Below are 24,910 nucleotides of genomic sequence, written 5' to 3' on the forward strand. Positions count from 1 at the left end.
CTCAGGCGAGCAGTCCGGCCACCGCGTCGGCGGCCGGCCGGTCCGCCGGCAGCGGATGGGCCGTCACCACCGCGTCGACCGGCAGCGCGCCGTACAGGTGCGGGAAGAGCGCGCCACCGCGGGACGCCTCCCACCGCAGCGCGTCACCGAGCGGCGCCTCGTCCACGGCGAGCAGGGTGAGGCCGGTGACCCCGGCGAAGTGGCGGCGCGCGGTCTCCACCACCTGGTCGGCGGCGGAAAGGTGCAGGTAGCCGTCCTGCCGGTCCATGGCCGTGCCGGCGAAGCTTCCGGCCGCACGCGCCGCCCGCCACTCGTCGTCGGCGAGAATCTTGTAGATCACCACCGCAGCCTAGAGCGCCCTCGCGCCGGGGCGGCGCGTCTGCCACCATTCCCTGGGCAACTCCTCAAGCGGACGGAGGCACGGGTGCGGATCCTCCTGGTCGAGGACGACCGTCGGGTCGCCGCGGCGCTGTCGTCCGCGCTGACCCGGCGCGGCTACGAGGTGGAACACGCCGCCACCGCCGCCGCCGCGCTCTCCGCCGCCCCCTGCGACCTGGTGCTGCTCGACCTGACCCTGCCCGACGGCGACGGCACCGACCTGTGCCGTGAGTTGCGCCGTCGCAGCAGCCAGCTCGGCATCATCGCGGTGACCGCCCGCGGCGAGGAACGCGACCGGGTGCTGGGCCTACGGCTGGGCGCCGACGACTACGTGGTCAAGCCCTTCTCGATGGTGGAGTTGCAGGCTCGGATCGAGGCGGTGCTGCGCCGGGCGTCGCACACCGTCCCGGAACGCAACCTGATCGAGGCGGGCACGGTCCGCATCGACGTGGGCGGCCGGACGGTCAGCGTGGCCGGGCAGGCGGTGACGCTGACCCGCAAGGAGTTCGACATCCTGCTCTCGCTGGCCCGCCAGCCCGGGGTGGCCGTCCCGCGGGACCGGATCCTGCTCGACGTCTGGGGCACCACCTGGGCCGACCGGCACACCGTCGAGGTGCACGTCGGGTCGCTGCGCGGCAAGCTCGGCGACCCGACGCTTGTGGAGACCGTACGCGGGGTCGGCTACCGGCTCCGCGGCGTGTGAGGGGGTCCCGATGCGCCGCCGGCTGGTGATCAGTTACCTGCTGCTGATGGTGCTGGTGCTGATCGCGTTGGAAACCCCGCTGGCGGTCACGCTCGCCTCCCGGGAGACCGACCGGGTCCGCGCCGACCGGCTCGCCGACGCCACCCGGTTCGCCTCGCTCGCCGGCCCGGCGCTGCGCGGCGGCAGCCCCGGCCCGCTGGGTGGGGAGCTGACCGCCTACGACGACCTCTACCGCATCGGCGCGGCCGTGGTGGACCGGGACCGCCGTACCGTGGCCGCCTCGACCCGGTGGGAGCCGGGCGCGGGCACCGGCCCGGCGCTCGACACCGCGCTGTCCGGGCAGCAGTTCAGCGGCCCGGAGTCGGTCTGGCCGTGGGTGGACGGGCCGCTGGTGACGGCGGTCCCGATCAACGACGGTGGTGAGGTGCTCGGCGCGGTGGTCACCACCACCCCGGCGGACCGGGTGCGCCGCGCCGTCACCCTGTGGTGGGTGACGCTTGCCGGCATCGGCCTGCTCGCGGTGCTGGCCTGCGTCTCCACCGCGTTCGGGCTGGCCGGTTGGGTGCTGCGCCCGGTCACCGAGCTGGACACCGCGACCCACGAGATCGCCGGGGGGCGCCGCACCGCCCGGGTCCGACCCCGGCTCGGCCCGCCCGAGCTGCGCCGGCTGGCGACCAGCTTCAACGACATGGTCGACGCGGTCTCCGACGTGATGGACCGGCAGCGGGCCTTCGTCGCGCACGCCAGCCACCAGTTGCGCAACCCGTTGACCGCGCTGCGGCTGCGGGTGGAGGAACTGGGGCCGAGCCTGACCGACCCGGACGGCCGGGCCGAGCACCGGCTGGCGCTCGAGGAGACCGACCGGCTGGCCACCGTGCTCGACGCGCTGCTCACCCTGGCCCGAGCCGAGCGGGAGGAGAACCAGCGGGTCACCGTGGACGCCGGTGCGGCGGCCGCGTCCCGGGTCGCGGCCTGGCTGCCGCTGGCCCGGCACCGGGCGGTCACGCTCCGGCTCGACGCGGGCGACGGGCCGGCGTACGCCCGGACCGTGCCGACCGCCATCGACCAGGCGCTCGACGCCCTGATCGACAACGCGGTGAAGTTCAGCGGCGCCGGGGGAGAGGTGACGGTGACGGTACGCCCCGCCGACGGCGGGACGGCGCTCACCGTGCGGGACACCGGCCCCGGCATGACGGCCAGCCAACTCGGCCAGGCCACCGAGCGGTTCTGGCGGGCGCCGGACGCGCAGAACGTGGACGGCGCGGGTCTGGGGCTGACCATCGCCGCGGTGCTCGTCGACGCGTCCGACGGCCGGCTCACCATGCGTCAGGGCGACCCCCGGGGGTTGGTCGCCGAGCTGTGGTTCCCGGCGCCGCCCGACGACCCGGACGCGCTCGACGAGCCGGATGCGCCCGACCGGCCCTCCGCGCCGGAGCGCCACGGCGAACCCGTCGGGCGCTGACCCCGATCAGGGCTTGGTGTCGCGATACCACTGCGCCGCGCCCGGGTGCAGCGGCAGCGGAGTGGTGACGATCGCCGAACGGGGACTCATCCGGCCGGCCGCCGGGTGCGCCGCAGCCAGCTCCTCCCGGCGATCCATCAGCAGCCGGGTCACCTCGCGTACCAGCTCGGCGGGGAGGTTGGCGTTGACGATCAGGTAGTTCGGGTTCGCCACGGTGCTGACCGGCTCCGTCCGGTAGACCGAGCGGGGAATGTCCCGGGTCACGTAGACCTGCCCGTACGCGCGTCGCAGCGGCTCGGTCCACTCACCCAGGTCGACCATCCGCAGCGACGTCTCCTGGGCCAGGTCGGCGACGCCGCGCACCGGCAGGCCACCGGAGAAGAAGAACGCGTCGATCCGGCCCTCCCGCAGGGCGGCCACCGAGTCGTCGAGGCCCAGGTGCTCCTGGCGTACCCGGTCGCCGCCGAGCTGCGCCACCGCGAGCAGCCGGGTGGCGGTGATCTCGGTGCCGGAACCGTCGGCGCCCACCGACACGGGACGGCCGCGCAGGTCGGCGAGCGTGCGGATCGGGCCGTCGGCGGTGGTGACCAGGTGCAGCAGGTCGTCGTAGACCCGGGCGACGGCGAGCACCGCCGGGTGCTCCGGCTCGCGGGCCGGCAGCACGTCGGCCTGGGTGAAGCCCAGCTCCGCGTCACCGGCGCCGACCAGCCGGACGTTCTGCGCGGAGGCGGCGGTGACCATCACCTCGGCCCGCACCCCTGGTAGTTCCCGGTTGAGCAGGGCGGCGAGCGACTTGCCGAAGGCGTGGTAGACGGCGGTGGGGCTGCCGGTGGCGATCCGGATCGGCACCCGGCTCGCGGGTTCGTCCCGGCAGCCGGCCACGCCGACGGTGACGAGCAGCAGCAGCGCCAGCGGGGCCGCGGTCCGGCGCCGGCCGCGCACAGACCAGTGTCGGCTCACGGGCTGCACTCTGCGCCGTGCACCCGCCGCCGCGCAACCCCGCCGTGGTCAGCCCAGGGCGGCGCTCTCGGTGATGCGTACCCGGTGCTCGCCGTTGGAGACGCTCACCAGGAAGCAGCCCGACCCCGGGCGCAGCACCGCCGGCACCTCCAGCAGCGCCGCGCCGCGCACCAGCACCGCCGCCAGGTCCCGGTCCGCAAGCCGGATGCCGAGGCAGTGCCGGCGTACGTGCCGGCCGCCGGCGAGCAGCGCCGCCCGCCAGGCCGCCGCGGCCAGCCGGGGACGCCAGAGCCGGCGCGCCGTCGAGGCGCCGGGGACCGGCCCGCCGAGCAGCTCCCGCCGCCCCTGCCGCCAGCCCGCCGCGAGCAGGTTCGCGTACGCCGACCGGTGCCCCGGGGGCACCGACAGCCGGTGCAGCTCGTAGCGACGGCGCAGCCCACCCGTGGTCAGCTCGTGCTCCACCGGCACGTCGAGCCGGCGCAGCAGCTGCCGCATCCGGCGCGCCGCGTCCTCCCGGTTGAACTCGGCGGTCCCGCCCCGGTACGGATCGCTGTCGAGCCGGCGGACGTCGGCGGCCGGGGGCGGGGTGCAGCGCACCAGGCAGGCGACCTCGAAGGCGCCGGCCAGGGTCAGCCAGTCAAGCGGCGGGGGCGGCGACGACGGGCGGGGCCGGTCGAGCAGCGTGGTGGGCTCGGAGAGCATCGGCACAGCTCCTAGGTCGGCGTCGTGGTGCCTCTACCGTGGCCCCCGAGCGCCGGCCGGGGAACCGCTGCGCCCGAGCCTTGAGCAAAACTTGCGCTCAGAGGTCGGCCACCACCACGTCCACCTGCCGGGGCCGACCGGTCGCCCGGGGCGCCTCCTCGACCGTGTACTTCAGCTCCCGCAACGCCCCCACGAGCGCGTCCGCGCCGCGCGGCCGGGCGCCAGCCAGGAGCAGGTCCCGGACCAGCCGGCCCTTCGTCGCCTTGTTGAAGTGGCTCACCACCGACCGGGTCGGCATCCCGTCCACGACCCGTTCGTGCAGCACCCGCACCGTCACCGTGCGCTCGGCGACCGCCCCGCGCGGCGTCCACGTGGCCGCGTACGCGCCGGAGCGCAGGTCCAGCACCGGGCCGGCGCCGGCCGCCGCCGTCATCGCCGGCCCCAACACCGAGCGCCAGTACGCCGACAGCGCCCCGACGCCCGGCAGCCGCGCCCCGATCGGGCAGCGGTAGGGCGGGATCCGGTCGGTCAGCCGGAGCGCGCCCCACAGGCCGGAACTGATCAGCACCGACCGGCGGGCCGCCCGCTGCGCCGCCGCCGGCAGCGTGGGCAGGTCCAACGCCTCGTAGAGCACCCCGGTGTAGAGCCGCCCGGCCGGCGCGGTGGCCGCCGCCCGCAGCCGGGCGTTGCGTCGCAGCTCGCCGCGCTGCCCCTCGCTCAGCCCGAGCGCGTCACGCGCCGCCGACTCGTCCGGGCCGGCGCAGAGGTCGACGAGCGCGGTCAGCACCGCCTCCCGGGCCGGGTTCAACTCGGTCAGGGACAGCCGCGACAGGTCCAGCCGCCGACCGGCGCCGGCCTCGGCCTTCCCCTCGGACGGGGGCAGCAGGATGAGCACCGGCACAGCGTACGGGCCGGCTCAGCGCCAGGGCCGCACCGCGTGCTCCGGGCGGTACACGCGGGTGCCGTCGACCTCGGCCACCACCGCCGCGTCCGCCCGCCCGCCGAGCAGCCGCCGCAACGCGCGTTCCGCGGGTGAGCCGGCCGCCAGCACGTACCCGGGCCGCGCCGCCAGGCCCACCCGCCGCCAGTACGCCGGGTAGCGGTTCTGCCCCGGCCGCAGGTCGCCGTCGAGCACGCCACAGGCCACCGCCTCCCCGGTGTTGAAGATCAGCCGGCCACAGGTCCAGTAGTCCCCGTACACCTCACGCAGGCCGGCGCGCAGCACCGCGTCGGCGAGCCGGCGGGCGGACCGCTCCTCGGCCCGTACCCCCGGCATGCCGGCCACGAACGCCAGCGTGCCGGCGAGCGTGGCGACGGTCAGCGCGGCCAGCACACCGGTGGCCGCGACGCCCCGCAGCCGGGCCGCGACGGACGCGGTGGCCCGCGGCGCGTGCGCGGCGGCCAGCCACAGCGGCCACAGCACCGCCGGCAGCGAGATCTGGAGCACCGACAGGTAGCGGGCGTTCGCCAGCGGATCCGTCGCGGCGAGCGGGCTGCGCACGTACGCCAGCAGCGTCAACGCCGCGCCGACGACCAGGGCGAGGATCGCCACCGCCCGCACCCGGGCCGCCGGGTCGACGGCCCGGCGGTACGCGACCACGCCGAGCCCGGCGGCGGCCAGCAGCAGCACCGGGTAGAGCGCGCCGAACCACTGCGCCCCGCGCGCGCAGCCGTCCATCGGGCACAGCCCGGACGCCAGCGGCACCCCCTCCAGCAGCCCGCCGTGCAGCCGCTCCGCGAGCGACGGCGCGACCCCCTCCTTCGTGCTGATCTCCCGGAACACCGACAGCGAGTCCTGCCCGGCCGGCGCCACGATGTTGTCCTTCACCACCGGGGCGATCCCCGCCGCGAAACCGGCGACGAGCAGCACGCCCGGCCAGCCGACCAGGTCCCGGGGGACGGCCAGGACCAGCGCCACCACCGCCACCAGCAGGTAGGGCGCGATCAGCCAGTCCGACCACAGCGCCAGGCCGGCGAGCAGCCCGAACGCCCCGGTGGCCAGCCAGCGGTGCCGCACCCGCCGCTCGCCCAGCGCGACCGCGATCAGCAGCAACGCCAGCACCGCCGGCTTCACCTCGGGCCGACCGCCGACGGCGGTGAGCTGGTCGCGTACCACCCGCTCCGAGCCGAGCGCCAGCAGACCCACCACGACCACGGCCAGCCATCCGGAGAAGATCCGGCGGGTCAACCGGTACGCCAGCCACAGGAAGATCGCGTAGAGCGCGAGCAGCGGCAGCCGCAGCAGCGGCCAGCTCGGCCCGGCCCAGCCCAGCAGCGGCGCGGCCAGATACGACTCCAGCACGCCCATGTAGCGCTGCCCGTAGAGGAAGACCGGCCGCTCGTGCCCGCCGGCGATGTGCAGCGCGGCCAGGCCGAACGTCGCCTCGTCGCTGTTCGAGGCCGGCACCGTGAGCAGGATCAGCACCAGCCGGTAGCCGACCCCGGCCACGCCGAGCAGCAGCGCCACGAGCGCCGGCGCGTCCGGGCTGCGCTTCGCTGTCGGGTCGCGCCGTTTCGCTGTCGGGCTGCGCTTGGCTGTCGGGTTGCGCTTCGCTGTCGACACGGCCCCGCCCCCGTCGTCGCCCCGACCGCAGTCTGACACGCCGGCCGGCGCGTTCCCGGTCGGATCGGTCCAGATCACTCGCGTGGCCGGGCCCCGCCGGGTGTGGCAGGGTTGCTACGTGCCACCCACACCACCGGACGAACTCGCCGTGCCGCAACTGCACCGCGCCGCGCGCATCGAGGACGCGCTGCACGGGTTCGTGGAGCGCCGGTTGCGGCGCACCGGGTGGCAGCCCAACATCATCGCGTACGCCGGGTACGGCGCCCCCGGCTGGGCGCGGGTGCTCTGCCGGGTGCTGCTGGGCCGCCCGGACACCCGTCGCGGCCGGCTGGAGAAGGTCCGCGGCTGGCGCAGCTTCGCCACCCTGCCGGCCAAGCACGCCCGGGTGACCATCGAGGTCAACGGCGTACGCCACGAGGTCACCGCGGACCGCAGCGGCTTCGTCGACACCGTCGTCGAGGGTGACTTCACCCCCGGCTGGGGCTGCGTACGCCTGCGGGTAGCCGACGCCGAACCGGTGGAGGCGCTGGTCCGCATCCTCGACCCGAACGTCCGGTTCGGCATCCTGTCCGACATCGACGACACGGTCATGGTGACCGCGCTGCCCCGGCCGATGCTCGCCGCGTGGAACACGTTCGTCCTCGACGAGCACGCCCGCAACGCCGTGCCCGGCATGGCGGTGCTCTACGAGCGCCTGGTCACCGCCCACCCCGGCGCGCCGGTCTTCTACCTCTCCACCGGCGCGTGGAACGTCGCGCCGACGCTCACCCGGTTCCTGTCCCGCCACCTCTACCCGGCCGGGCCGCTGCTGCTCACCGACTGGGGGCCGACGGCCGACCGTTGGTTCCGCAGCGGGCGGGAACACAAGCGGGCCACGCTGGCCCGGCTGGCCCGCGAGTTCCCCGAGGTGCGGTGGCTGCTGATCGGCGACGACGGGCAGCACGACCAGGAGATCTACCGGGAGTTCGCCGCCGCCCACCCGGACAACGTGGCGGGCGTGGCGATCCGGCGGCTGTCGCCGACCCAGGCGGTGCTGGCCGGTAGCCTGCCCGCCCCGGCGGGCCGCGCGTCATCGGGCCCGGTCGGCCAGAAGTGGCTGAGCGCCCCCGACGGCGCCGGCCTGTGGAAACTCCTCCGCGAAGCCGACCTCGTCTAACGCCGCTCCCGGACGACCTCGCTGATCATGAAGTCGGCGGCGACGAAGCGGGCGCCCTGTGCTGCCGCCACCGTCGTGAACGCCGACCGGACCAAAGAGGGCACCCGGAGACCGCTTGCATGACCTGACCGTCAGCCACCCGCCCGGCTGCTCCCATAAAGCGGACGAAATCTCCCGCATGCCGGGAGCCGGAGAGATCTTGGAAGGAAAGTGCCCCTCCAGGGGCCAATTCCTTCCAAGATCTCGGCCGCCATTCCGGTCTGGGCTGGGGCGATCATGAAGTTGGCGGCACGCATGTTCGTGGACCCGGAGCCGGTTCTCCGACAGTTCGCTGTGCGCCTTCGACTACGTTTGGCGCGCGGTCAGCGGCAGGTGCAGACGTGCGAGCGATGGGCGAGAGATGGGGGCGTTCTTCGTGACGGGGTGGGCACGCCGTCCGGACTCCGGGCTTGATCGGATCTACGGTCGCGAGATGCGGCGTTGGCGCGCTCTGGGCCCGGTGGGGTACCGCCTGTTGTCCGCATCGCTCGCCCTGTTGACAGCTTTGACCGGCGCGGTCGTCTTCCTAGGAGGGATGACCCTGGTGAGCCTCTTCCCCGGAAGCGGCGGAACATTGCAGGGCCCGGGGGAGAGGCCGGTGCACGTTATCGTCGGTGAATGTCAGCGGGTAGGTCCCGTGAGCCGTTACGGCTTCGGTTACTGGTGGTGGTGTGACGGCGAGATATCGAGCCAGACGGGTCACTCTCGTGCCGTCCGGGTCGGTCCGTCGATCGTGACCCCCGAAGATCGGGGGCGGTTGGTCGAGTTGCGAGAGAGTTGCCGTGACCGGGAAGCCGGCACCTGTAATTACGGTCGTCCTGCCAGTGCCCCGCTTGAGTTCGCTGACGTCGTCATCGGTAAATTGACGTGGATCGTTACAGTGTTTGTCGGCTTCGGCGCGGTGATGTACTCCACGAGGACGCTGCTCGGCGCCCCTCGATACCTTCGAATGCGGGGGCGGGGCCCTCGGCGGCAAAGCTGACAACTTGCTGACGGCTAAAGTGAGCCGACGATTGGTGTAGGGGTGAGTGTTGGCGTGGGTGTTTCAGCGGGACCGACGTGGCGACGGCAGGTGATAGCGTGGTAGAGCAAGGGAATTTTATCGCTGCCGGGGTGCGGGAGAATCCTCAACCAGAAGTGGGAATAATCGTTGGCCTGGGGATAATTCTGATCTCCGTGGTCGGGATATTCCGGCGACAAATGGTCATCGGCCAGTCGTTGATCTTTCCGGCTGCAGGGCTTGTTGTCGGATCTCTCCTGCTTCTCGTCTCGCTCATCAGCCTCGCCCGACATTAAGATCGAGCCCTGGCGGCCCACTTTCCCGCCAGGGCGGTCGCCTTGTCAGTCCTGGCGGAGCCAGAGGACGCCCAGCGGGGGGACGCGCAGGGACGCCGACGCGGGCAGGCCGTGCCACGGGACGTTCTCCGCATGCACCTCGCCCAGGTTGCCCACCCCCGACCCGCCGTAGTGGTGGGCGTCGGTGTTCAACGCCTCGGTCCACGTCCCGCCCGCCGGCAGGCCGATCCGGTAGTCCTCAAGCGGCGTCGCCGAGAAGTTCGCCACGCACACGAGCGTCTGCCCGTCCGGGGCGATCCGGATGAACGACACCGCGTTGTTGGCGACGTCGTCGCCGGCGATCCAGCGGAAGCCGGCCGGGTCGGTGTCCTGCGCCCACAGTGCCGGCGTGGCCCGGTAGGCGCGGTTCAGGTCGGCGACCAGCCGTTGCACGCCGGCCCGCGCCGGGTCGTGCAGCAGATACCAGTCGAGGCCGCGTTCCTCGCTCCACTCCCGGTCGTCGGCGAGTTCGCAGCCCATGAAGAGCAGTTGCTTGCCGGGGTGCGCCCACATGTACGCCAGCAGCGCCCGCACGTTCGCCAGCCGCTGCCAGGTGTCGCCGGGCATCTTGCCGGTCAGCGAGCCCTTGCCGTGCACCACCTCGTCGTGGCTGATCGGCAGCACGTAGTTCTCGCTCCAGGCGTACGCCAGGGAGAACGTGAGCTGATGGTGGTGGTGCTGGCGGTAGATCGGGTCCTTCGAGGTGTAGAGCAGGGTGTCGTGCATCCAGCCCATGTTCCACTTGAAGCCGAAGCCGAGCCCGCCGTCCGAGGTCGGCTTGGTGACCCCCGGCCAGGCGGTGGACTCCTCGGCGATCATCAGCACGCCCGGGTGGTGCCGGTAGACGGTGGCGTTGACCTCCTGGAAGAACGCGATGGCTTCCAGGTTCTCCCGGCCGCCGTGCACGTTCGGGGCCCACTGTCCCTCCTGCCGGGAGTAGTCGAGGTAGAGCATCGAGGCGACCGCGTCGACCCGCAGCCCGTCGACGTGGAACTCGTCCAGCCAGTAGAGCGCGTTGGCGACCAGGAAGTTGCGTACCTCGTTGCGGCCGAAGTCGAAGACGTACGTGCCCCAGTCGGGGTGTTCGCCGCGGCGCGGGTCGGGGTGTTCGTAGAGCGGGGTGCCGTCGAAGCGGGCGAGGGCCCACTCGTCCTTGGGGAAGTGGGCGGGCACCCAGTCGAGGATCACCCCGATGCCGGCGGCGTGCAGCTTGTCGACGAGGTGGCGGAAGTCGTCCGGGTCGCCGAAGCGGGCGGTGGGCGCGTAGTAGCCGGTGACCTGGTAGCCCCACGAGCCGCCGAACGGGTGCTCCATCACCGGCAGGAACTCCACGTGGGTGAAGCCCGTTTCGAGCACGTACGCGGTGAGCTGCTCGGCCAGCTCGCGGTAGCTCAGGCCGGGTCGCCAGGAACCCAGGTGCACCTCGTACACGCTCATCGGCTCCTGGTGGGGTTGCCGCGCCGCCCGGTGTTCCATCCAGTCGGCGTCGCCCCACTCGTACCGGGAATGGTGGACGACGGATGCGGTGGCCGGCGGCACCTCGGTGCGGGCGGCGAGGGGGTCGGCCTTGTCCCGCCACTGCCCGTCGGGGCCGAGGATGCGGTACTTGTAGCGGCTGCCGGCCGGCATGCCGGGCACGAAGATCTCCCACACGCCGCTGGACCCGAGCGAACGCATCGGCCAGCCGTCGTCCGGCCCCCAGCCGGTGACGTCGCCGACCAGCCGCACGCCGCGGGCGTTGGGCGCCCACACCGTGAACGCCACGCCCTCGTCGAAGACCCGGGCGCCGAGCGCCGCCCAGAGCCGTTCGTGTCGCCCCTCGCCGATCAGGTGCAGGTCCAGATCGCCGAGCGTGGGGGGATAGCGGTAGGGGTCGTCGAGCGTCGCGCCGTCCACCTCGACCCGGTAGTCGAGCACCTCGCCGGGGACGACCGCCTCGAACACGCCCACGTCGTGCACCCGTTTCATCGGGTGCCGGTCGCCGTCGACGAGCAGGGTCACCTCGCCCGCGCCCCGGCGCAGCGTGCGGACGGTGGTGCTCCCGTCGGCCGGGTGCGCGCCGAGCACGGCGTGCGGGTCGTGCGCCTCACCGGCGATCAGCTGGTCCATCGTGGGTCGTCCTTCTCGGCCGATGCGGTAGGTGCGGTGGGTGCGGTGGGTGCGGTGGGTGCGGTGCCGCCGGACAGGTCGGCGGGTACGTCTTCGACGGTCAGGTCGGGCGCGGCCGGGTGTGCCGGCTCGTCGGCGGGCGGCGGTGTGGGGCGGCGCACCGTGAGCACGTGCGCCGGTTGCAGGTAGGGGTCCAGGCGCACCGCGTTGCGCTGCCCCCAGTCGTATTCCGCGCCGGTCAGCTCGTCGCGCACGGTGAACCGCTCATGCCAGTCGAAGCCGAGCGCCGGCATGTCCAGGGTGGTGTTGCCCCACTGCACGGTGCGGGAGTCGAACGAGCAGACCACGATGACCGTGTTGCCGGTGTCCGGGTCGTGCTTCGACCAGCACAGCAGCGCCGGGTTGTCGATGTCGTGGAAACGCAGGTTGCGGAGCTGGTGCAGGGCCGGGTTGTCGCGGCGGACCCGGTTGAGCGTGGTGATGAACGGCGCCAGCGACCGCCCCCGCGCCAGCGCGCCGTCCCAGTCCCGGGGGCGCAGCTCGTACTTCTCGTTGTCGAGGTATTCCTCCGCGCCGGGGCGGGCGGTGTGCTCGAACAGCTCGAACCCCGCGTACATGCCCCAGGAGGGGGAGAGCAGCGCCGCCAGCACCGCCCGGATCTTGAACATCGGCGGGCCGCCGTGCTGCAACGACTCGTGCAGGATGTCGGGGGTGTTGGGCCAGAAGTTCGGCCGCATCCAGTCGGCCGAGGCGACCAGTTCCTCGCAGTATTCCCGCATCTCGGCCGCCGTCGTCCGCCAGGTGAAATAGGTGTACGACTGGGTGAAGCCGATCTTGCCCAGCCCGTGCATGATCGCCGGGCGGGTGAACGCCTCGGCCAGGAACAGCACGTCCGGGTCGACGCGCTTGACCTCGGCGATCAGCCAGTGCCAGAAGTCGAACGGCTTGGTGTGCGGGTTGTCGACCCGGAAGATCCGCACGCCCTCGCCGACCCAGTGCAGGACCACCCGCAGGATCTCGGCTCGGATGCCCTCCGGATCGTTGTCGAAGTTCAGCGGGTAGATGTCCTGGTATTTCTTGGGCGGGTTCTCCGCGTACGCGATGCTGCCGTCGGCCCGGGTGGTGAACCACTCCGGGTGCTCGGTGACCCACGGGTGGTCCGGCGCGCACTGCAACGCCAGGTCCATCGCCACCTCCAGGCCCTGCTCGGCGGCGGCGGTGACGAAGTCGCGGAAGTCCTCCGGCGTACCCAGGTCGGGGTGGATGGCGTCGTGGCCGCCCTCGGCCGCGCCGATCGCCCACGGCGAGCCGACGTCGTCCGGCCCGGCGGCGAGCGCGTTGTTGCGGCCCTTGCGGTTGACCCGGCCGATCGGGTGGATCGGCGGCAGGTAGAGCACGTCGAAGCCCATCGCGGCCACCCCCGGCAGGCGGTCGAGCGCGGTGGTGAACGTGCCGGAGCGGGCCGGCGCGTCCGCGGTGGCCGCGATCGCGCCCTCGGAGCGGGGGAAGAACTCGTACCAGGCGGAGAAGAGTGCCCGCGGACGGTCCACCCACAGCGTGCGCTCGTCGCCCGTGGTGACCAACTCGCGCACCGGGTGCGCCCAGAGCAGGTCGGCCAGGTCGAGCGCCGCGCTGACCCGGCGCGGCAGGTCCGCCTTCTCGTCGCGCAGCGCCTTCGCGGCTGCCCGTACCCGCTTCCGCTCGGCCTTCGGCACCAGGTCGAGCGCGGCGGTCAGCACGCGGACGCCCTCGGCCAGGTCGTTCGCCAGCTCGGCCGCGCCCTGCCCGGCCGCCAGCTTCTTCGTCACCGCGTTCTGCCAGGTCAGGTAGGGATCCTGGAACGCCTCGACGGTGAACCGCCACTCGCCGACCGCGTCCGGGCGGATGGTGGCGTGCCAGCGGTCCTGCCCCGGCTCGCCGGCGCGCATCCGGGTGAACGGGCGGGCCGCGCCGTCCGGGCCGAGCCAGACCACATTGCAGCCGAGCGCGTCGTGGCCCTCGCGGTAGGCCCGGGCCGACACCGGTACGACCTCGCCGACCACCGCCTTGGCCGGGTAGCGACCGCAGGCGACGACGGGGGAGACGTCTTCGATCGGGAACCGTCCAGTCACCCGCCCAACCTACTGCGCGAGATCGTCTCGCGCTCGGGTGCGCCGCCGAAGCACCGGATCCGGGTCGGCGGCCGGCGCGCGCGCCGCCGGTCAGCTCCCGATCCCCTGCGGATAGGTGAAGTAGTCGGTCGGGTCGTATCTCCGCTTCACCCGGACGAGGCGGGGGTAGTTGGTGCCGTAGTAGGCCCGCCGCCAGTCCCGCAGCGTCGGGTCGGGGAAGTTCTGGTAGGCGTGCCGGGGCGGCGTGGCACCGAAGATGTCGCGGTAGAACTCGTCGAGCCAGCTCAGGTTGGCGGTGGCGACGCGACGCGAGTCGTAGTCCGCCCAGGAGGTCTCGGCGGCGAAGATGAACACGCCGTCGCGGTGCACGAACGCCGTGGCGTCCGGTGGCACTTGGTTGATCTCGCCACCGAGGGCGAACATCGCGAACCCGGCCCCGTCCGGGTTGCCGCTGCCCGGCCAGTCCAGCAGCCGCGCGGCGGCGGCGGCGACCTGGTCGTCGGTGAGCAGGGTCGCCAGGTGCAGCACCGCCGACTTGGCGGCGAACTTCTCCACCGGCGTGGTGGCGCTCAGCAGCGCGCTCGCCTCGGCGGGGGTGACCTCGCGCACCGCCGCGCTGTTGCGGGCGCGCTCCTCGGCGGTGCCGATGTCGAGCAGCGGGGCCAGGATGGCGCGCAGTTCCTCGACCGGGCCGTAGAACTGGCCGATGGCGTTGACGTTCGCGTTGGCCCGGATCTGCTCCCGGGTGAACCCGTTCGTCCCGATGCCGACGCGCAGGTGGAACCGCCTGTCGTGCAGGGTGTCCACGGCGGCCCGCTGCGCGGCGGCGAGCACCGGCAGCACCGAGTCCAGGCTCCAGCGCAACCGGTAGACGCCGACGTTCCCCTCGAACCGCTCGTACTGGAACGTGAAGGAGGTGTTCACCCCGAAGTTGTTCCCCGCCCCGCCCCGGCAGGCCCAGAACAGGTCGGGGTGCGATTCCTGGCTGGCCTCCACCACACGACCGTCGGCGAGCACCACCGTCGTCGAGACCAGCCGGTCACAGGTCAGGCCGAACATCTTGTCGCTGAACCCGATGCCGCCGCCGAGCACCAGCCCGGCCACGCCGACGCTGGGGCAGCGGCCCGTCGGCACGAACATGCCCCGGTCCTCCAGCAGCGGGTGCAGGTCGGCGTTGACGACCCCGGCTCCCACGGTGAGGGTGCCCGCGCCGTGGGTGACCTTGATCGGCCCGTAGGCCCGGGCCGGCGGGGTGGCCGGCAGCGGGTTGGTGACGATCCCCTTCATCCGGGCCATGTTGAGCAACAGGCCGGGGGTGACCGAGTAGCCGGCGTAGTTGTGGCCCAGCCCGGAGCGCGGCACCGTGGGCAGCCCCACCGCGCGGGCCCAGCGGATCGCGGTCCGGGCGTCCCGGGTGTTGGCGCAGGTCACGATGCCCGCCGGGTGGGTGCCGGCGTACCTGTGGTTGAACGGCAGCGCCAACGGCGGATAGCTGGCGTCCGACGGCCGGTAGAGAGTGGAGGCCGGCGACAGCGCGCGCGCCAGCCGCTCCCAGTCCCGCCGGCTGACCCGCTCCGCCGCCTCCGGGTCCGGGGTGGCGGCGGTGGCCGGTGACAGCACACCCACCAGACCGGTCCCCAACGCGCCCGCCGCGCCGGCCCGCAGCACATCCCGCCTGTTGATCATTCCGCTGTCCTCACACCCGCAGCTCCGGGAGGCGATCACCTCTCCGCTCATGATTCGGCGGGAGTGGTGACTTCTCGTGCGGGTTGAGCGGCTTTCACCTGTTGTGGCGACCCGTATGGGCGGCGGACGCCCGAGCGGAAACAGCACGGGAGGATTGGCGGAGAAGGCTTGACCAAAGGCTCACCGCTTGCGTCGGGGTGGCCCCTTCTCGTGGATGACGAAGAAGCCGGTACGCCGGTCAAGCACCGTCTGGTGGATGGCTCCGCGTTGGGCGTCGAAGCGATCAGCCCGCGCCTGCACCGGTAGCTCGGAGCTGTCCAGGCAGTGAATGCACGCTTTGAACCGGCGGAGCAGAGTATGCACCTCGATCTGGGTGGAGATGCGCAGATCTTGGGTGAGGAGCGCCTAGCCTCGACTCAGGCCGTACTCGATCCAGTCCGGGTCGCTGACGTGCTGCGCATCGTCATGGAAGTGATCGCCGATGAGGTGGATGAGCCAGCCCCTGGTGATCAGGAGGCGCGGCGCGCCCTTGCCCAGACAACGATCGGCAAAGAACTCAGGCGGCGACCCGGACGAGCGCTTCGACCTGGTCAACGGTCAGACCGTACTCGTCGGCGACGACATCGAGTGGTTCTCCAGCTCTCCACATGCCCAGCACGGCGGAAACGGGGACCTTCGCGGTTTCGATGATCGGTGCACCCCAGGCGAAACGCGGGTCGATCACCACCTCCGCGATCGCGGGATCGTATCGACGAAGGGTGAGCCTGGTGGGGAACTCGTCGTCGTCGGCCCAGGCAATGTAGCGGAGGTAGTCGTTGATGACCTGGCGCAGGGGCATCTGCCGGTCACCTGCGCGGGCCAGCTCGTCAGTGTCCAGATAGTGGATGAAGACGTCGACGCCGTCGGTCGCGATGCGCCGGCTCGCCAACCCGTACTCGGTGTCGAACTGCCGTCGGATGTCGGTCGCGGCGGCTCGGATCTTGTCCGTGGGGAGGCCGAGCTTGCGCAGTGAGCGCAGCACGTATGCCTCGACCAGAGCCACGAACGGCACCGAAGGGTGGCCTCGGCGTTGCGGCTTGATGCTGTGCACCAAGGGATGCCCGGCGGCGTTCTCGCTCAGCCAGCGGTGCATGGTGCGCTCCGGCACCTGGAGGTGCTCGGACGCCTCCAGCGGAGTCAGTAGCGGCACGGTGAATCGGTCGATCATGCCCTCACCTCCTCCTCGTCGAGGATCCCACACCGAGCGCAGGATCTGCGGCCCCGTCAGGCTAAACCGCGCCGCCGCTCGGCGTCGTGCTCGACACCGACGTGGCGGACGCGGTGCAGCCGGAGTCGCCGGGCCGCTAGGCGGGTGGCTTCGGCGCGACGAACGAGCCCTTGCCCTGGTGGGTGATGATCCAGCCCCGCTCGTCCAGGATCCGCAGGGCATATCGAACCGGCCAAGCACTCGACTGGTACTGCTCGCGCAGCTCGGCGATGGACGGCAGCTTGTCGCCGGGTTGCAGGGTGCCCGCACGGATCGAGGCCGTGACATCGGCGATGATCTGCTCATACAGCGGTGTCTGCGGCATGGTGGTGCCACCTCTCGTCAGCGACTCGATCTTCGCACTCGGAGTGACACGCCGTGCATGCTCTGTTGACTGTGCAGGCTATGCCTTCTAAGTTGAGGTGGTCGGGATGCTCTCGTCAGCAACGGAACTTCCCGATCTTCATATCCGGCTGCACCTTGACGGAGGCGTGGATGCGTGAGCGACCGTATGAGGGACGGATACCGGACGGTGACCGGGTGCCCGGCCCGCGCCGGCCCGAGCGCCCGGCGCTCACCCGGCGGCAGTACGCCTACGGCGTGACCGTGGCGTTGCTCGTACTCGGACTGCTTGTGCTCGGGTTGGTTCGGTGAACGAACTGCCGGTGGGCCGGCGGGTCGCCCAGTGGCGGGTGCGCCGCAACCTGACGCAGCAGCAGTTCGCCGACCGCCTCGGCAAGTCCAAGAGCTGGGTGGACAAGGTCGAACGCGGAGTACGCCGGTTGGAGCGGGTATCGAACCTCCGCGAGATCGCCGACGCGCTCCGGATCGACCTGGACGTCCTGCTCCCGGAGCAGCCGCGCCGGTCGGCCCCGGCCCGCACCGACCTGGAGCGCCTGCGCGCCGCCCTCGCCCGCTACCACCTCCCGGCCGCCGCCGCGCCGAGCGACCCCGCGCGGTTGCGCGCCCGACTGGAGTACGCGGAGCAGAGCTACCGGCACGCCCGCTACCCGCCGTTGCTCGCGCTCCTGCCCGACCTGCTCGACGACGCCCGCGCCGCCGACCCGGGCCCGGCGGCCGACGCGCTGCTGGTTCCGGTGTACGGGCTGGTCGCCCTGGCCCTGGTGAAGCTGGGCCGAGTGGAACTCGCCTGGCTGGCCGCCGACCGGTCGATCGCCGTCGCCCGCTCCGCCTCCGACGCGCGGCTCGTCGCCGTCGCCTCCGTACCGCTGGTCCAGGCCCTGCGATCGGCCGGCCGGTGGCGACCCGCGCTGGAGGCCGCACTCGTCGCCGCCGGCCGCGTCGGCGACCCCGGACTGCGCGGCGCGCTGCTCGCGCAGGCCGCGCTCGCCGCCGCCGGCCGTGGGGACGGGCCCGCCGCCCGCAAGCTGCTCGACCGGGCGGCGCAGGCCGGCGACGGGGCCGTGGTCGAGGCCGCGGGGGTGGTCGCCGAGGCGGCCCTCGGCGAGGTCAGGGCCGCGACGGTACGCCACGAGCGGCTGACCACCGGCGACGAGTGGCGGTGGTTGCCGGCCGAGCACCGCGCCGCGTACCTGCTCGACGTGGCCCGCATGCACGCCCGCGCCGGGGACGGACTCCGCGCGGGACGGGCGCTGCTGGAGGCCGAGCGCACCGCGCGCGGCGAGGTGCACGCCCGGCCGGCGGCTCGGGATCTGGTCGCCGTGGTGGCGCGGTCGCCGGCCGCCCCGCCCGGCCTGACCAGCCTGGCCGCAGCGCTCCGCGTCTAGCCTGCCCGCCGCGCGACGAACACGAACTCCCGGTCGGGACGGTCGGGTGCCGGCCGCACGTCGAGCACCCGGTGTTGAGCGCCAGCAGCGTTGTGGCCTCCCCGCGGATCCAGCAGACCCGGCCGGCTCTGTCCGTGGCCAGCGCGACGTCGAGAGACGCCTCGGCCTGGTCGACGCCGACGACCGTGTGGCAATGCCGGGTGAGTAGGGCGGCCAGCGACCCGGTCCCGCAGCCCACGTCGAGAACCGCGCGGGGTGCCCAGCCCGTCAAGTTGCCGGCTGCCCCCGAGATCTTGGAAGACTTCGGCCCCTCTGGGGGCCATTTGCTTCCAAGATCTGTCGTGGCGGCCAGACCGGGCAGGATCAGCCGAGGTCGTACTCGGCCGGGTCGGTGTTGAGGACCCAGGCGAGCGGCATGGTCGCCCGCACGTCGTAGCGCTCGCCGTCCAGCCGGTGCATGGCGACCGTCTGCGCCGGGTCCTGCTCCACGATCCAGTACTGCGGGATGCCGGCAGCGGCGTACTCGCTCCGCTTGGTGACCGTGTCGATGCCTTCGGACCCGGGCGAGACGATCTCGACGACGAGAAGGACGTCGGCCGTCGGCAGCCACACCCCGTCGGCCTGCGCCTTGCTCCAGACCACCAGATCCGGGATGCGTCCGCCGACACCGCCACGCCGGCCCGGAATGCGCAGCCCGACGGCCTGGGCGATGTGATCCGCCGGTACGCCGCCCTGGGCGAGCCAGAGCAGGAGCCGGGTCGCGACGACCGCATGGGCGTATCCCGGCGGCGGGAAGATCGAGAGCACTCCCTCAGGGCTGATCTCGTATCGATGGTGCTCGTCCGCGACCATCATGGCGGTCAGATCGTCGAGCGACACGGTCGGGGGCATCGATCTGCCAACCGCGTCCGCGCTCATCCCGGCACCGTACCGGCCTCGACACGGCCACGGCCCGGTCGACACCTGTTAAAAGGGGGCCCCGCCTCTACCGAATGCGTTAAGCGGGGGCCCCTCCTTGCACGGCGCGGTAGAGGGTGAGCGTCTGCTCGGCGATCGCCGACCACGAGAAGCGCTCCACCGCGCGCCGCCGGCCCGCCGCGCCGAACGCCGCGATCCGCGCCGGGTCGGCCAGCAGCTCGTTCATCCGGTCGGCCAGGTCGGCCACGAAGCGCTCCGGGTCCAGCGGCGTGCCGGAGCCGTCGCCGGCCTGCTCGATCGGCACCAGCAGCCCGGTCTCGCCGTCCGCGACCACCTCGGGGATGCCGCCGGTGGCGGTGGCCACCACTGCCGTCTCGCAGGCCATCGCCTCCAGGTTGACGATGCCCATCGGCTCGTAGACGGACGGGCAGACGAAGATCGTGGCGTGGGTGAGCACCTGGATCACCTCGTGCTTGGGCAGCATCGCCGCCACCCAGACCACGCCCGAGCGCTTCGCCCGCAGCTCGGCGGCCAGCTCCTCGACCTCGGCGCCGATCTCCGGGGTGTCCGGCGCGCCGGCGAGCAGCACGAGCTGGGTGTCGGCGGGCAGCTCCCGGGCCGCCCGCAGCAGGTAGGGCAGCCCCTTCTGCCGGGTGATCCGCCCGACGTAGACCACGCTGGGCCGGGCCGGGTCGATGCCGAGCCGGTCGAGCACGTCGGTGCCGGCGTCCGGGGCGTACTGCGCGGTGTCGATGCCGTTGTAGACCACCCGGACCCGGTCCGGGTTGACCCCCGGGTAGGCGGTGAGCACGTCCCGCCGCATGCCCTCGCTCACCGCGATGATCGCGTCGGCGGCCTCGAACGCGGTCCGCTCGCACCAGGAGGAGAGCGCGTACCCGCCGCCGAGCTGCTCGGCCTTCCACGGGCGCAGCGGCTCCAGGCTGTGCGCGGTCACCACGTGCGGCACCCCGTGCAGCAGCTTCGCGGTGTGTCCGGCCAGGTTCGCGTACCAGGTGTGGCTGTGCACCACGTCGGTGCCGGCGGCGCCGGCGGCCATCTCCAGGTCGACGCCCATGACGCGCAGCGCGGCGTTCGCGCCGGCCAGCCCGGCCGGTTCGGGGTACGCGGTCACGCCGGGGGCGTCGCGTGGCGCGCCGAAGCAGTGCACCCGCACCTCGGCGAGCCGGCGCAGCTCGCGGGCCAGGTATTCCACGTGCACCCCGGCGCCGCCGTAGACCTCCGGCGGGTATTCACGGGTGAGCAGGTCGACGCGCAACGGTGCCATGCCCGGCACCTTAGTGCAGTCCGCCGGATCTCACCGGGTGCGCAACTGCGCCGTCCGAGTGGTGAAGTCGCGGCGGGGTGGATAGCGTCTGACCATGGCTGCCAAGGTGCTCGCGATCGTCCTGGCCGGCGGGGAGGGCAAGCGCCTCATGCCCCTGACCACCGACCGGGCGAAGCCGGCCGTCCCCTTCGGCGGGATGTACCGCATGGTCGACTTCGTCCTCTCCAACCTGGCGAACGCCGGCTTTCTCAAGATCGTCGTGCTGACCCAGTACAAGTCCCACTCCCTGGACCGTCACATCACCAAGACCTGGCGGATGTCGACGCTCCTCGGCAACTACGTCACGCCCGTGCCGGCGCAGCAGCGCCGCGGCCCGTGGTGGTTCGCCGGCTCGGCCGACGCGATCTACCAGAGCTTCAACCTGATCAACGACGAGCAGCCCGACCATGTGATCGTCTTCGGCGCCGACCACATCTACCGGATGGACCCCCGGCAGATGGTGGAGGACCACATCGCCTCCGGCGCCGGGGTGACCGTGGCCGGGATCCGGCAGCCGCTGGGCATGGCCGACCAGTTCGGCGTGATCGAGGTCGGCGCCGACGGCAAGCAGATCCGGGCGTTCCGGGAGAAGCCCACCGACGCGGTGGGACTGCCCGACGCGCCCGACCAGATCTACGCCTCGATGGGCAACTACGTCTTCTCCACCAAGGCGCTCTGCGAGGCGGTCGAGCGCGACGCGGAGGACCGCACCAGCAAGCACGACATGGGTGGCAGCATCATCCCGATGCTCGTCGAGCGCGGCGAGGCGAACGTCTACGACTTCAAGGACAACGAGGTGCCGGGCAGCACCGACCGGGACCGCGGCTACTGGCGCGACGTGGGGACGCTCGACTCGTTCTACGACGCCCACATGGACCTGATCAACGTGCACCCGGTGTTCAACCTCTACAACTTCGACTGGCCGATCTACACCGAGCAGCCGCCGTACCCGCCGGCCAAGTTCGTGCACGCCTGGGGCGAGCGGGTCGGCCGGGCGGTCAGCTCGATGGTCTCGCCCGGCTCGGTGATCTCCGGCTCGCTGGTGGAGAACTCGATCGTCTCGCCCAAGGTCAAGGTGCACTCCTGGGCGCACGTCGACGGCGCCGTCCTGATGGAGGGTGTCGAGATCGGCCGGCACGCGGTCGTCCGGCGGGCGATCCTGGACAAGAACGTCTCCGTTCCGGAGGGCGCCGAGATCGGCGTCGACCTGGAGCGGGACCGCCAGCGCTACACCGTCTCCGACAACGGCGTCGTCGTCATCGGCAAGGGTCAGCGCATCGAGCCCTGACCGGCCCCACCCATCCATCGAGGAGGACCCCGCAGTGGCCCACCCCCGCGCCGGACAGCCCGCCGAGCCCGCCGACCTGGTCGACGTGCCCCGGCTGGTCACCGCCTACTACGCCGAGCACCCGGACCCGAGCGACCCGGCGCAGCAGGTCTCCTTCGGCACCTCCGGGCACCGCGGGTCGAGCCTGCGCAACGCGTTCAACGAAGATCACATCCTGGCCGTCACCCAGGCGCTCTGCGACTACCGGCGGGAGCAGGGCCTCGACGGCCCGCTGTTCCTCGCCCGGGACACCCACGCGCTCTCCGCGCCGGCCGAGGTCAGCGCACTGGAGGTGCTGGCCGCCAACGACGTCACCGTGCTGCGGGACAGCCGCGACGGCTACACCCCGACCCCCGCGGCGTCGCACGCCATCCTCACCCACAACCGCGGCCGCACCTCGGGGCTCGCCGACGGCGTCGTGATCACCCCGTCGCACAACCCGCCGTCCGACGGCGGGTTCAAGTACAACCCCACCAACGGCGGCCCCGCCGACACCGACGTCACGAAGTGGATCCAGGACCGCGCGAACGCGATCCTCGCCGCCGGGCTCAAGGAGGTGAAGCGCATCCCGTACGCGCGGGCCCGCGCCGCCGACACCACCGGGACGTACGACTTCCTCGCCCACTACGTGGACGACCTGCCCGCCGCGCTCGACATCGACGCGATCCGGGACGCCGGGGTGCGCATCGGCGCCGACCCGATGGGCGGGGCGAGCGTGGCGTACTGGGGGGAGATCGCCGAGCGGCACCGCCTCGACCTCACGGTGATCAACCCGGAGGTGGACCCGACCTGGCGGTTCATGACCCTGGACGGCGACGGCAAGATCCGGATGGACTGCTCCTCGCCGAACGCGATGGCCTCGCTGATCGCCGCCCGCGACAAATACCAGGTCTCCACCGGCAACGACGCCGACGCCGACCGGCACGGCATCGTCACGCCCGACGCCGGGCTGATGAACCCCAACCACTACCTGGCGGTGGCGATCGGCCACCTGTTCCGTACCCGGGACCGGTGGAGCCCGACCGCGGCGGTGGGCAAGACGCTCGTCTCCTCCTCGATGATCGACCGGGTCGCGGCCGACCTGGGCCGGACGCTGCTGGAGGTGCCGGTCGGCTTCAAGTGGTTCGTGCCCGGCCTGCTCGACGGCTCGGTCGGCTTCGGTGGCGAGGAGAGCGCCGGGGCGTCCTTCCTGCGCCGCGACGGCAGCACCTGGACCACCGACAAGGACGGCATCCTGCTCTGCCTGCTCGCCGCCGAGATCATCGCGGTGACCGGGCGCACCCCCAGCGAGCACTGGGCCGAGCTGGCCGACCGGTTCGGCGCGCCGGCCTACGCGCGGATCGACGCACCGGCCGGGCGGGAGGAGAAGGCGGTCCTGGCGAAGCTGTCGCCGGAGCAGGTCACCGCGACCGAGCTGGCCGGCGAGCCGATCACCGCGGTCCTGACCGCCGCGCCGGGTAACGGCGCCGCGATCGGCGGGCTGAAGGTGACCACCGAGTCGGGCTGGTTCGCCGCCCGGCCGTCGGGCACCGAGGACGTCTACAAGATCTACGCCGAGTCGTTCCAGGGTCCGGAGCACCTCGCCCGGATCCAGGAGGAGGCCAAGTCCCTGGTCGACGACGTGCTGTCGTAGCCCTCCGGGACGCCCATCGTGCCCCCGTCCGCCCGCCGGACGGGGGCACGACGGCGTTCCGCCACTTTCCCCGTGGTGGGCGTGTCGCGGCACCGGCTGGCTCGTTGCGCATGAGGCGACGGAAAACAGTGAGGGGCACATCTGATGAACCGGTCCGGGGTGGTCGCCAACCCTGGACTGACGTTCGACGTCATCGACGCCCGGGCAGCGCAACCGGCCCGCCGAGCCGGGCCGGGACACCGGCGGGAGTTGGTCGGCGGGCTGCTGCGGTGCTATCCGGTCAGCTTCCTGGTGCTCGCCCCGTACGCGTTGCCGATCTTTCCGATGGCGGTGCTCAACGACAACCCGCACACCGGGTTCATCGTGCTGCTGGTGGGCCTGGCTCTGCTGGGCAGCATCTCGGTGGAGACGGTCTGCCTGCTGTTCGGCCGTCCCGATCCGCAGTGGCGGCACGGCATGCGGCAGGCGACCGCCCGATATCCCCGGATCTACCAGGTGGCCCGGCTGGTGACCCTCACCAGCATCACGGCCGACCTGCTGGGTGCGCGTCTCGGCCGGGGGAGCATCACCGCGCAGATCTCCGGGCAACTGTCCGACGCGCCGCTGGTGGCGCTGACCAAGCTGTTCTCCGGTTGGGGCGCGCTCGGCTTCGCGCTGCTGGTCGCGAGCTACCTGGGTGGCCGGCTGTCCCGGGCGAAGCTGTACGGCTGGCTCGCCGCGCTCGTCGCCACCCAGGTGCTCGTCACCATGCTGACCGCCATCACCGCCCCGCTGATCGGCTTCGTCTTCTTCGCGGTCACCGCCGGCGCGGTCTGCGGCGTGTTCCGGCTGCGGGTCCTGCTGCTCGGCACGGTGGCGTTGCTCCTGCTCTGGCCGGCGATGTTCGCGCACCGCAACGAGATCCGGCAGGACCAGGGCATCGAGGTGAGCGGTGACGTGACGGCGGCGGACCGGCTCCGTCTGGACAGTCAGCTCACCGCGGTGGCGGGTTACGACGTGCCGGTCGAGATCGGGCAGCCCGGTGTCGCGGACTATGTCAGGTACGGGTTGGTGCCGCGGGTGCTCGACCCGGAGCGGCCGGCGTTGTCCACCGGGCAGCGGATCAACCAGTTCCTCGGTGGTGGGCCGACGTCGTCCTACACGTTCCTGTTGCTGGGCAACATCTGGTTCTTCGACGGGCCGGTGGGTGTGGTGGCCGTGCACGCCTTCTGGGCCGGCTTCGTGGCGTTGCTGCTGCGGTGGCGGGGGCGGCCCGGCCCGGTCCGGTTGAGCCTGTTCTGCCTGGTCTTCTCCGATGTGCTGCTCTGGTCCGGGACCTATCCCGACTCCACCATCGCGTTCCTGCAACACACGGTGTCGGCCATGACGGTCTTCATCCTGATGTGGCTGGCCCGCCACATCTCCCGCAGCCCGGGCGGACAGGCGACCCGCCCGGTGGACCAGCCCGGGTGACCGTCCCGGAAGCGTCCACCGCGGCGGCTGGCTCCTTTGGCGCACGGTGAGGGGAGAT

21 protein-coding genes and 1 pseudogene are annotated in these 24,910 nt (G+C 72.5%); 8 read left to right on the forward strand and 14 right to left on the reverse strand.

Annotated features, from left to right (window positions below):
* Nucleotide 1: 1 nt before the first annotated feature.
* Nucleotides 2–340, reverse strand: coding sequence for a DUF952 domain-containing protein (locus O7613_RS05240; protein WP_282292465.1), 339 nt, complete (start codon nucleotides 338–340; stop codon nucleotides 2–4).
* A gap of 84 nt (nucleotides 341–424) precedes the next feature.
* Here O7613_RS05240 and O7613_RS05245 point away from each other — a divergent pair, with 84 nt between their 5' ends.
* Nucleotides 425–1,081 (forward strand): response regulator transcription factor, encoded by a 657-nt coding sequence (locus O7613_RS05245; RefSeq protein ID WP_282292466.1) that lies wholly within the window; start codon nucleotides 425–427, stop codon nucleotides 1,079–1,081.
* A 10-nt stretch (nucleotides 1,082–1,091) separates the two neighbouring features.
* A complete protein-coding gene (locus tag O7613_RS05250) occupies nucleotides 1,092–2,543 on the forward strand; it encodes an ATP-binding protein (RefSeq protein ID WP_282292468.1) in 1,452 nt (483 codons plus the stop codon).
* A 6-nt stretch (nucleotides 2,544–2,549) separates the two neighbouring features.
* Here the strand turns inward: O7613_RS05250 and O7613_RS05255 are convergent, their stop codons facing one another.
* The 4 genes from O7613_RS05255 to O7613_RS05270 all read right to left on the reverse strand — a co-directional run bounded on the left by O7613_RS05255 (nucleotide 2,550) and on the right by O7613_RS05270 (nucleotide 6,672).
* Nucleotides 2,550–3,503: a TAXI family TRAP transporter solute-binding subunit gene (locus tag O7613_RS05255; protein ID WP_281583919.1), complete on the reverse strand. Its 954-nt coding sequence runs from the start codon at nucleotides 3,501–3,503 to the stop codon at nucleotides 2,550–2,552.
* Nucleotides 3,504–3,551: 48 nt separating this feature from the next.
* Nucleotides 3,552–4,205 carry a hypothetical protein gene (locus tag O7613_RS05260; protein ID WP_281583918.1) on the reverse strand — a complete coding sequence of 218 codons (654 nt, stop codon included), beginning with the start codon at nucleotides 4,203–4,205 and terminating at the stop codon, nucleotides 3,552–3,554.
* A 97-nt stretch (nucleotides 4,206–4,302) separates the two neighbouring features.
* The gene (gene yaaA, locus O7613_RS05265) at nucleotides 4,303–5,106 is read right to left on the reverse strand and encodes a peroxide stress protein YaaA (RefSeq protein WP_282292471.1); all 804 of its coding nucleotides are present in this window, start codon (nucleotides 5,104–5,106) and stop codon (nucleotides 4,303–4,305) included.
* Between the two features lie 15 nt (nucleotides 5,107–5,121).
* Nucleotides 5,122–6,672, reverse strand: coding sequence for a hypothetical protein (locus O7613_RS05270; protein ID WP_282294484.1), 1,551 nt, complete (start codon nucleotides 6,670–6,672; stop codon nucleotides 5,122–5,124).
* Between the two features lie 214 nt (nucleotides 6,673–6,886).
* Here O7613_RS05270 and O7613_RS05275 point away from each other — a divergent pair, with 214 nt between their 5' ends.
* Nucleotides 6,887–7,924: a phosphatase domain-containing protein gene (locus O7613_RS05275; RefSeq protein WP_282292473.1), complete on the forward strand. Its 1,038-nt coding sequence runs from the start codon at nucleotides 6,887–6,889 to the stop codon at nucleotides 7,922–7,924.
* A gap of 1,380 nt (nucleotides 7,925–9,304) precedes the next feature.
* On the opposite strand, the gene glgB is transcribed toward O7613_RS05275, so the two are convergent.
* The 6 genes from glgB to O7613_RS05305 all read right to left on the reverse strand — a co-directional run bounded on the left by glgB (nucleotide 9,305) and on the right by O7613_RS05305 (nucleotide 16,775).
* Nucleotides 9,305–11,407: a 1,4-alpha-glucan branching protein GlgB gene (gene glgB, locus O7613_RS05280; protein WP_282292475.1), complete on the reverse strand. Its 2,103-nt coding sequence runs from the start codon at nucleotides 11,405–11,407 to the stop codon at nucleotides 9,305–9,307.
* Nucleotides 11,395–13,518, reverse strand: coding sequence for an alpha-1,4-glucan--maltose-1-phosphate maltosyltransferase (locus O7613_RS05285; RefSeq protein WP_282292477.1), 2,124 nt, complete (start codon nucleotides 13,516–13,518; stop codon nucleotides 11,395–11,397). The genes glgB and O7613_RS05285 overlap by 13 nt, the downstream gene beginning before the upstream one ends.
* 90 nt (nucleotides 13,519–13,608) lie before the next feature.
* Nucleotides 13,609–15,204: an FAD-binding oxidoreductase gene (locus O7613_RS05290; protein WP_282292479.1), complete on the reverse strand. Its 1,596-nt coding sequence runs from the start codon at nucleotides 15,202–15,204 to the stop codon at nucleotides 13,609–13,611.
* Between the two features lie 405 nt (nucleotides 15,205–15,609).
* Nucleotides 15,610–15,798 carry a hypothetical protein gene (locus O7613_RS05295; RefSeq protein ID WP_282292481.1) on the reverse strand — a complete coding sequence of 63 codons (189 nt, stop codon included), beginning with the start codon at nucleotides 15,796–15,798 and terminating at the stop codon, nucleotides 15,610–15,612.
* Nucleotides 15,761–16,411, reverse strand: a complete 651-nt coding sequence (locus tag O7613_RS05300) for a DUF433 domain-containing protein (protein ID WP_281583905.1) — start codon at nucleotides 16,409–16,411, stop codon at nucleotides 15,761–15,763. Before O7613_RS05300 ends, O7613_RS05295 begins: the two co-directional genes overlap by 38 nt.
* 136 nt (nucleotides 16,412–16,547) lie before the next feature.
* Nucleotides 16,548–16,775 (reverse strand): winged helix-turn-helix domain-containing protein, encoded by a 228-nt coding sequence (locus O7613_RS05305; protein ID WP_282292484.1) that lies wholly within the window; start codon nucleotides 16,773–16,775, stop codon nucleotides 16,548–16,550.
* A 170-nt stretch (nucleotides 16,776–16,945) separates the two neighbouring features.
* Here O7613_RS05305 and O7613_RS05310 point away from each other — a divergent pair, with 170 nt between their 5' ends.
* Complete coding sequence (locus O7613_RS05310; RefSeq protein WP_282292486.1) at nucleotides 16,946–17,104, forward strand: hypothetical protein; 159 nt, start codon at nucleotides 16,946–16,948, stop codon at nucleotides 17,102–17,104.
* Nucleotides 17,101–18,198, forward strand: coding sequence for a helix-turn-helix transcriptional regulator (locus O7613_RS05315; protein WP_282292488.1), 1,098 nt, complete (start codon nucleotides 17,101–17,103; stop codon nucleotides 18,196–18,198). The genes O7613_RS05310 and O7613_RS05315 overlap by 4 nt, the downstream gene beginning before the upstream one ends.
* Nucleotides 18,199–18,295: 97 nt before the next feature.
* Here the strand turns inward: O7613_RS05315 and O7613_RS05320 are convergent.
* The 3 genes and pseudogenes from O7613_RS05320 to glgA form a co-directional block, all read right to left on the reverse strand.
* Nucleotides 18,296–18,436: pseudogene (locus O7613_RS05320) on the reverse strand (methyltransferase domain-containing protein); the annotation flags it as partial.
* A 125-nt stretch (nucleotides 18,437–18,561) separates the two neighbouring features.
* Nucleotides 18,562–19,116, reverse strand: a complete 555-nt coding sequence (locus tag O7613_RS05325; RefSeq protein WP_282292490.1) for a Uma2 family endonuclease — start codon at nucleotides 19,114–19,116, stop codon at nucleotides 18,562–18,564.
* A gap of 79 nt (nucleotides 19,117–19,195) precedes the next feature.
* Nucleotides 19,196–20,401 (reverse strand): glycogen synthase, encoded by a 1,206-nt coding sequence (glgA, locus tag O7613_RS05330; RefSeq protein WP_282292492.1) that lies wholly within the window; start codon nucleotides 20,399–20,401, stop codon nucleotides 19,196–19,198.
* Nucleotides 20,402–20,495: 94 nt separating this feature from the next.
* Here glgA and glgC point away from each other — a divergent pair, with 94 nt between their 5' ends.
* The 3 genes from glgC (at nucleotide 20,496) to O7613_RS05345 (ending at nucleotide 24,852) form a co-directional block, all read left to right on the forward strand.
* Entirely contained in the window at nucleotides 20,496–21,728 is a 1,233-nt protein-coding gene (glgC, locus tag O7613_RS05335) for a glucose-1-phosphate adenylyltransferase (RefSeq protein WP_281583899.1), read from the forward strand.
* A 34-nt stretch (nucleotides 21,729–21,762) separates the two neighbouring features.
* Nucleotides 21,763–23,400 (forward strand): phosphoglucomutase (alpha-D-glucose-1,6-bisphosphate-dependent), encoded by a 1,638-nt coding sequence (gene pgm / locus O7613_RS05340; protein WP_282292493.1) that lies wholly within the window; start codon nucleotides 21,763–21,765, stop codon nucleotides 23,398–23,400.
* 144 nt (nucleotides 23,401–23,544) lie between these two features.
* Complete coding sequence (locus O7613_RS05345; protein WP_282292494.1) at nucleotides 23,545–24,852, forward strand: hypothetical protein; 1,308 nt, start codon at nucleotides 23,545–23,547, stop codon at nucleotides 24,850–24,852.
* Nucleotides 24,853–24,910 lie beyond the last annotated feature (58 nt).

Origin of the sequence: Micromonospora sp. WMMD975, assembly GCF_029581215.1 — a bacterium.
GTDB lineage: Bacteria > Actinomycetota > Actinomycetes > Mycobacteriales > Micromonosporaceae > Micromonospora.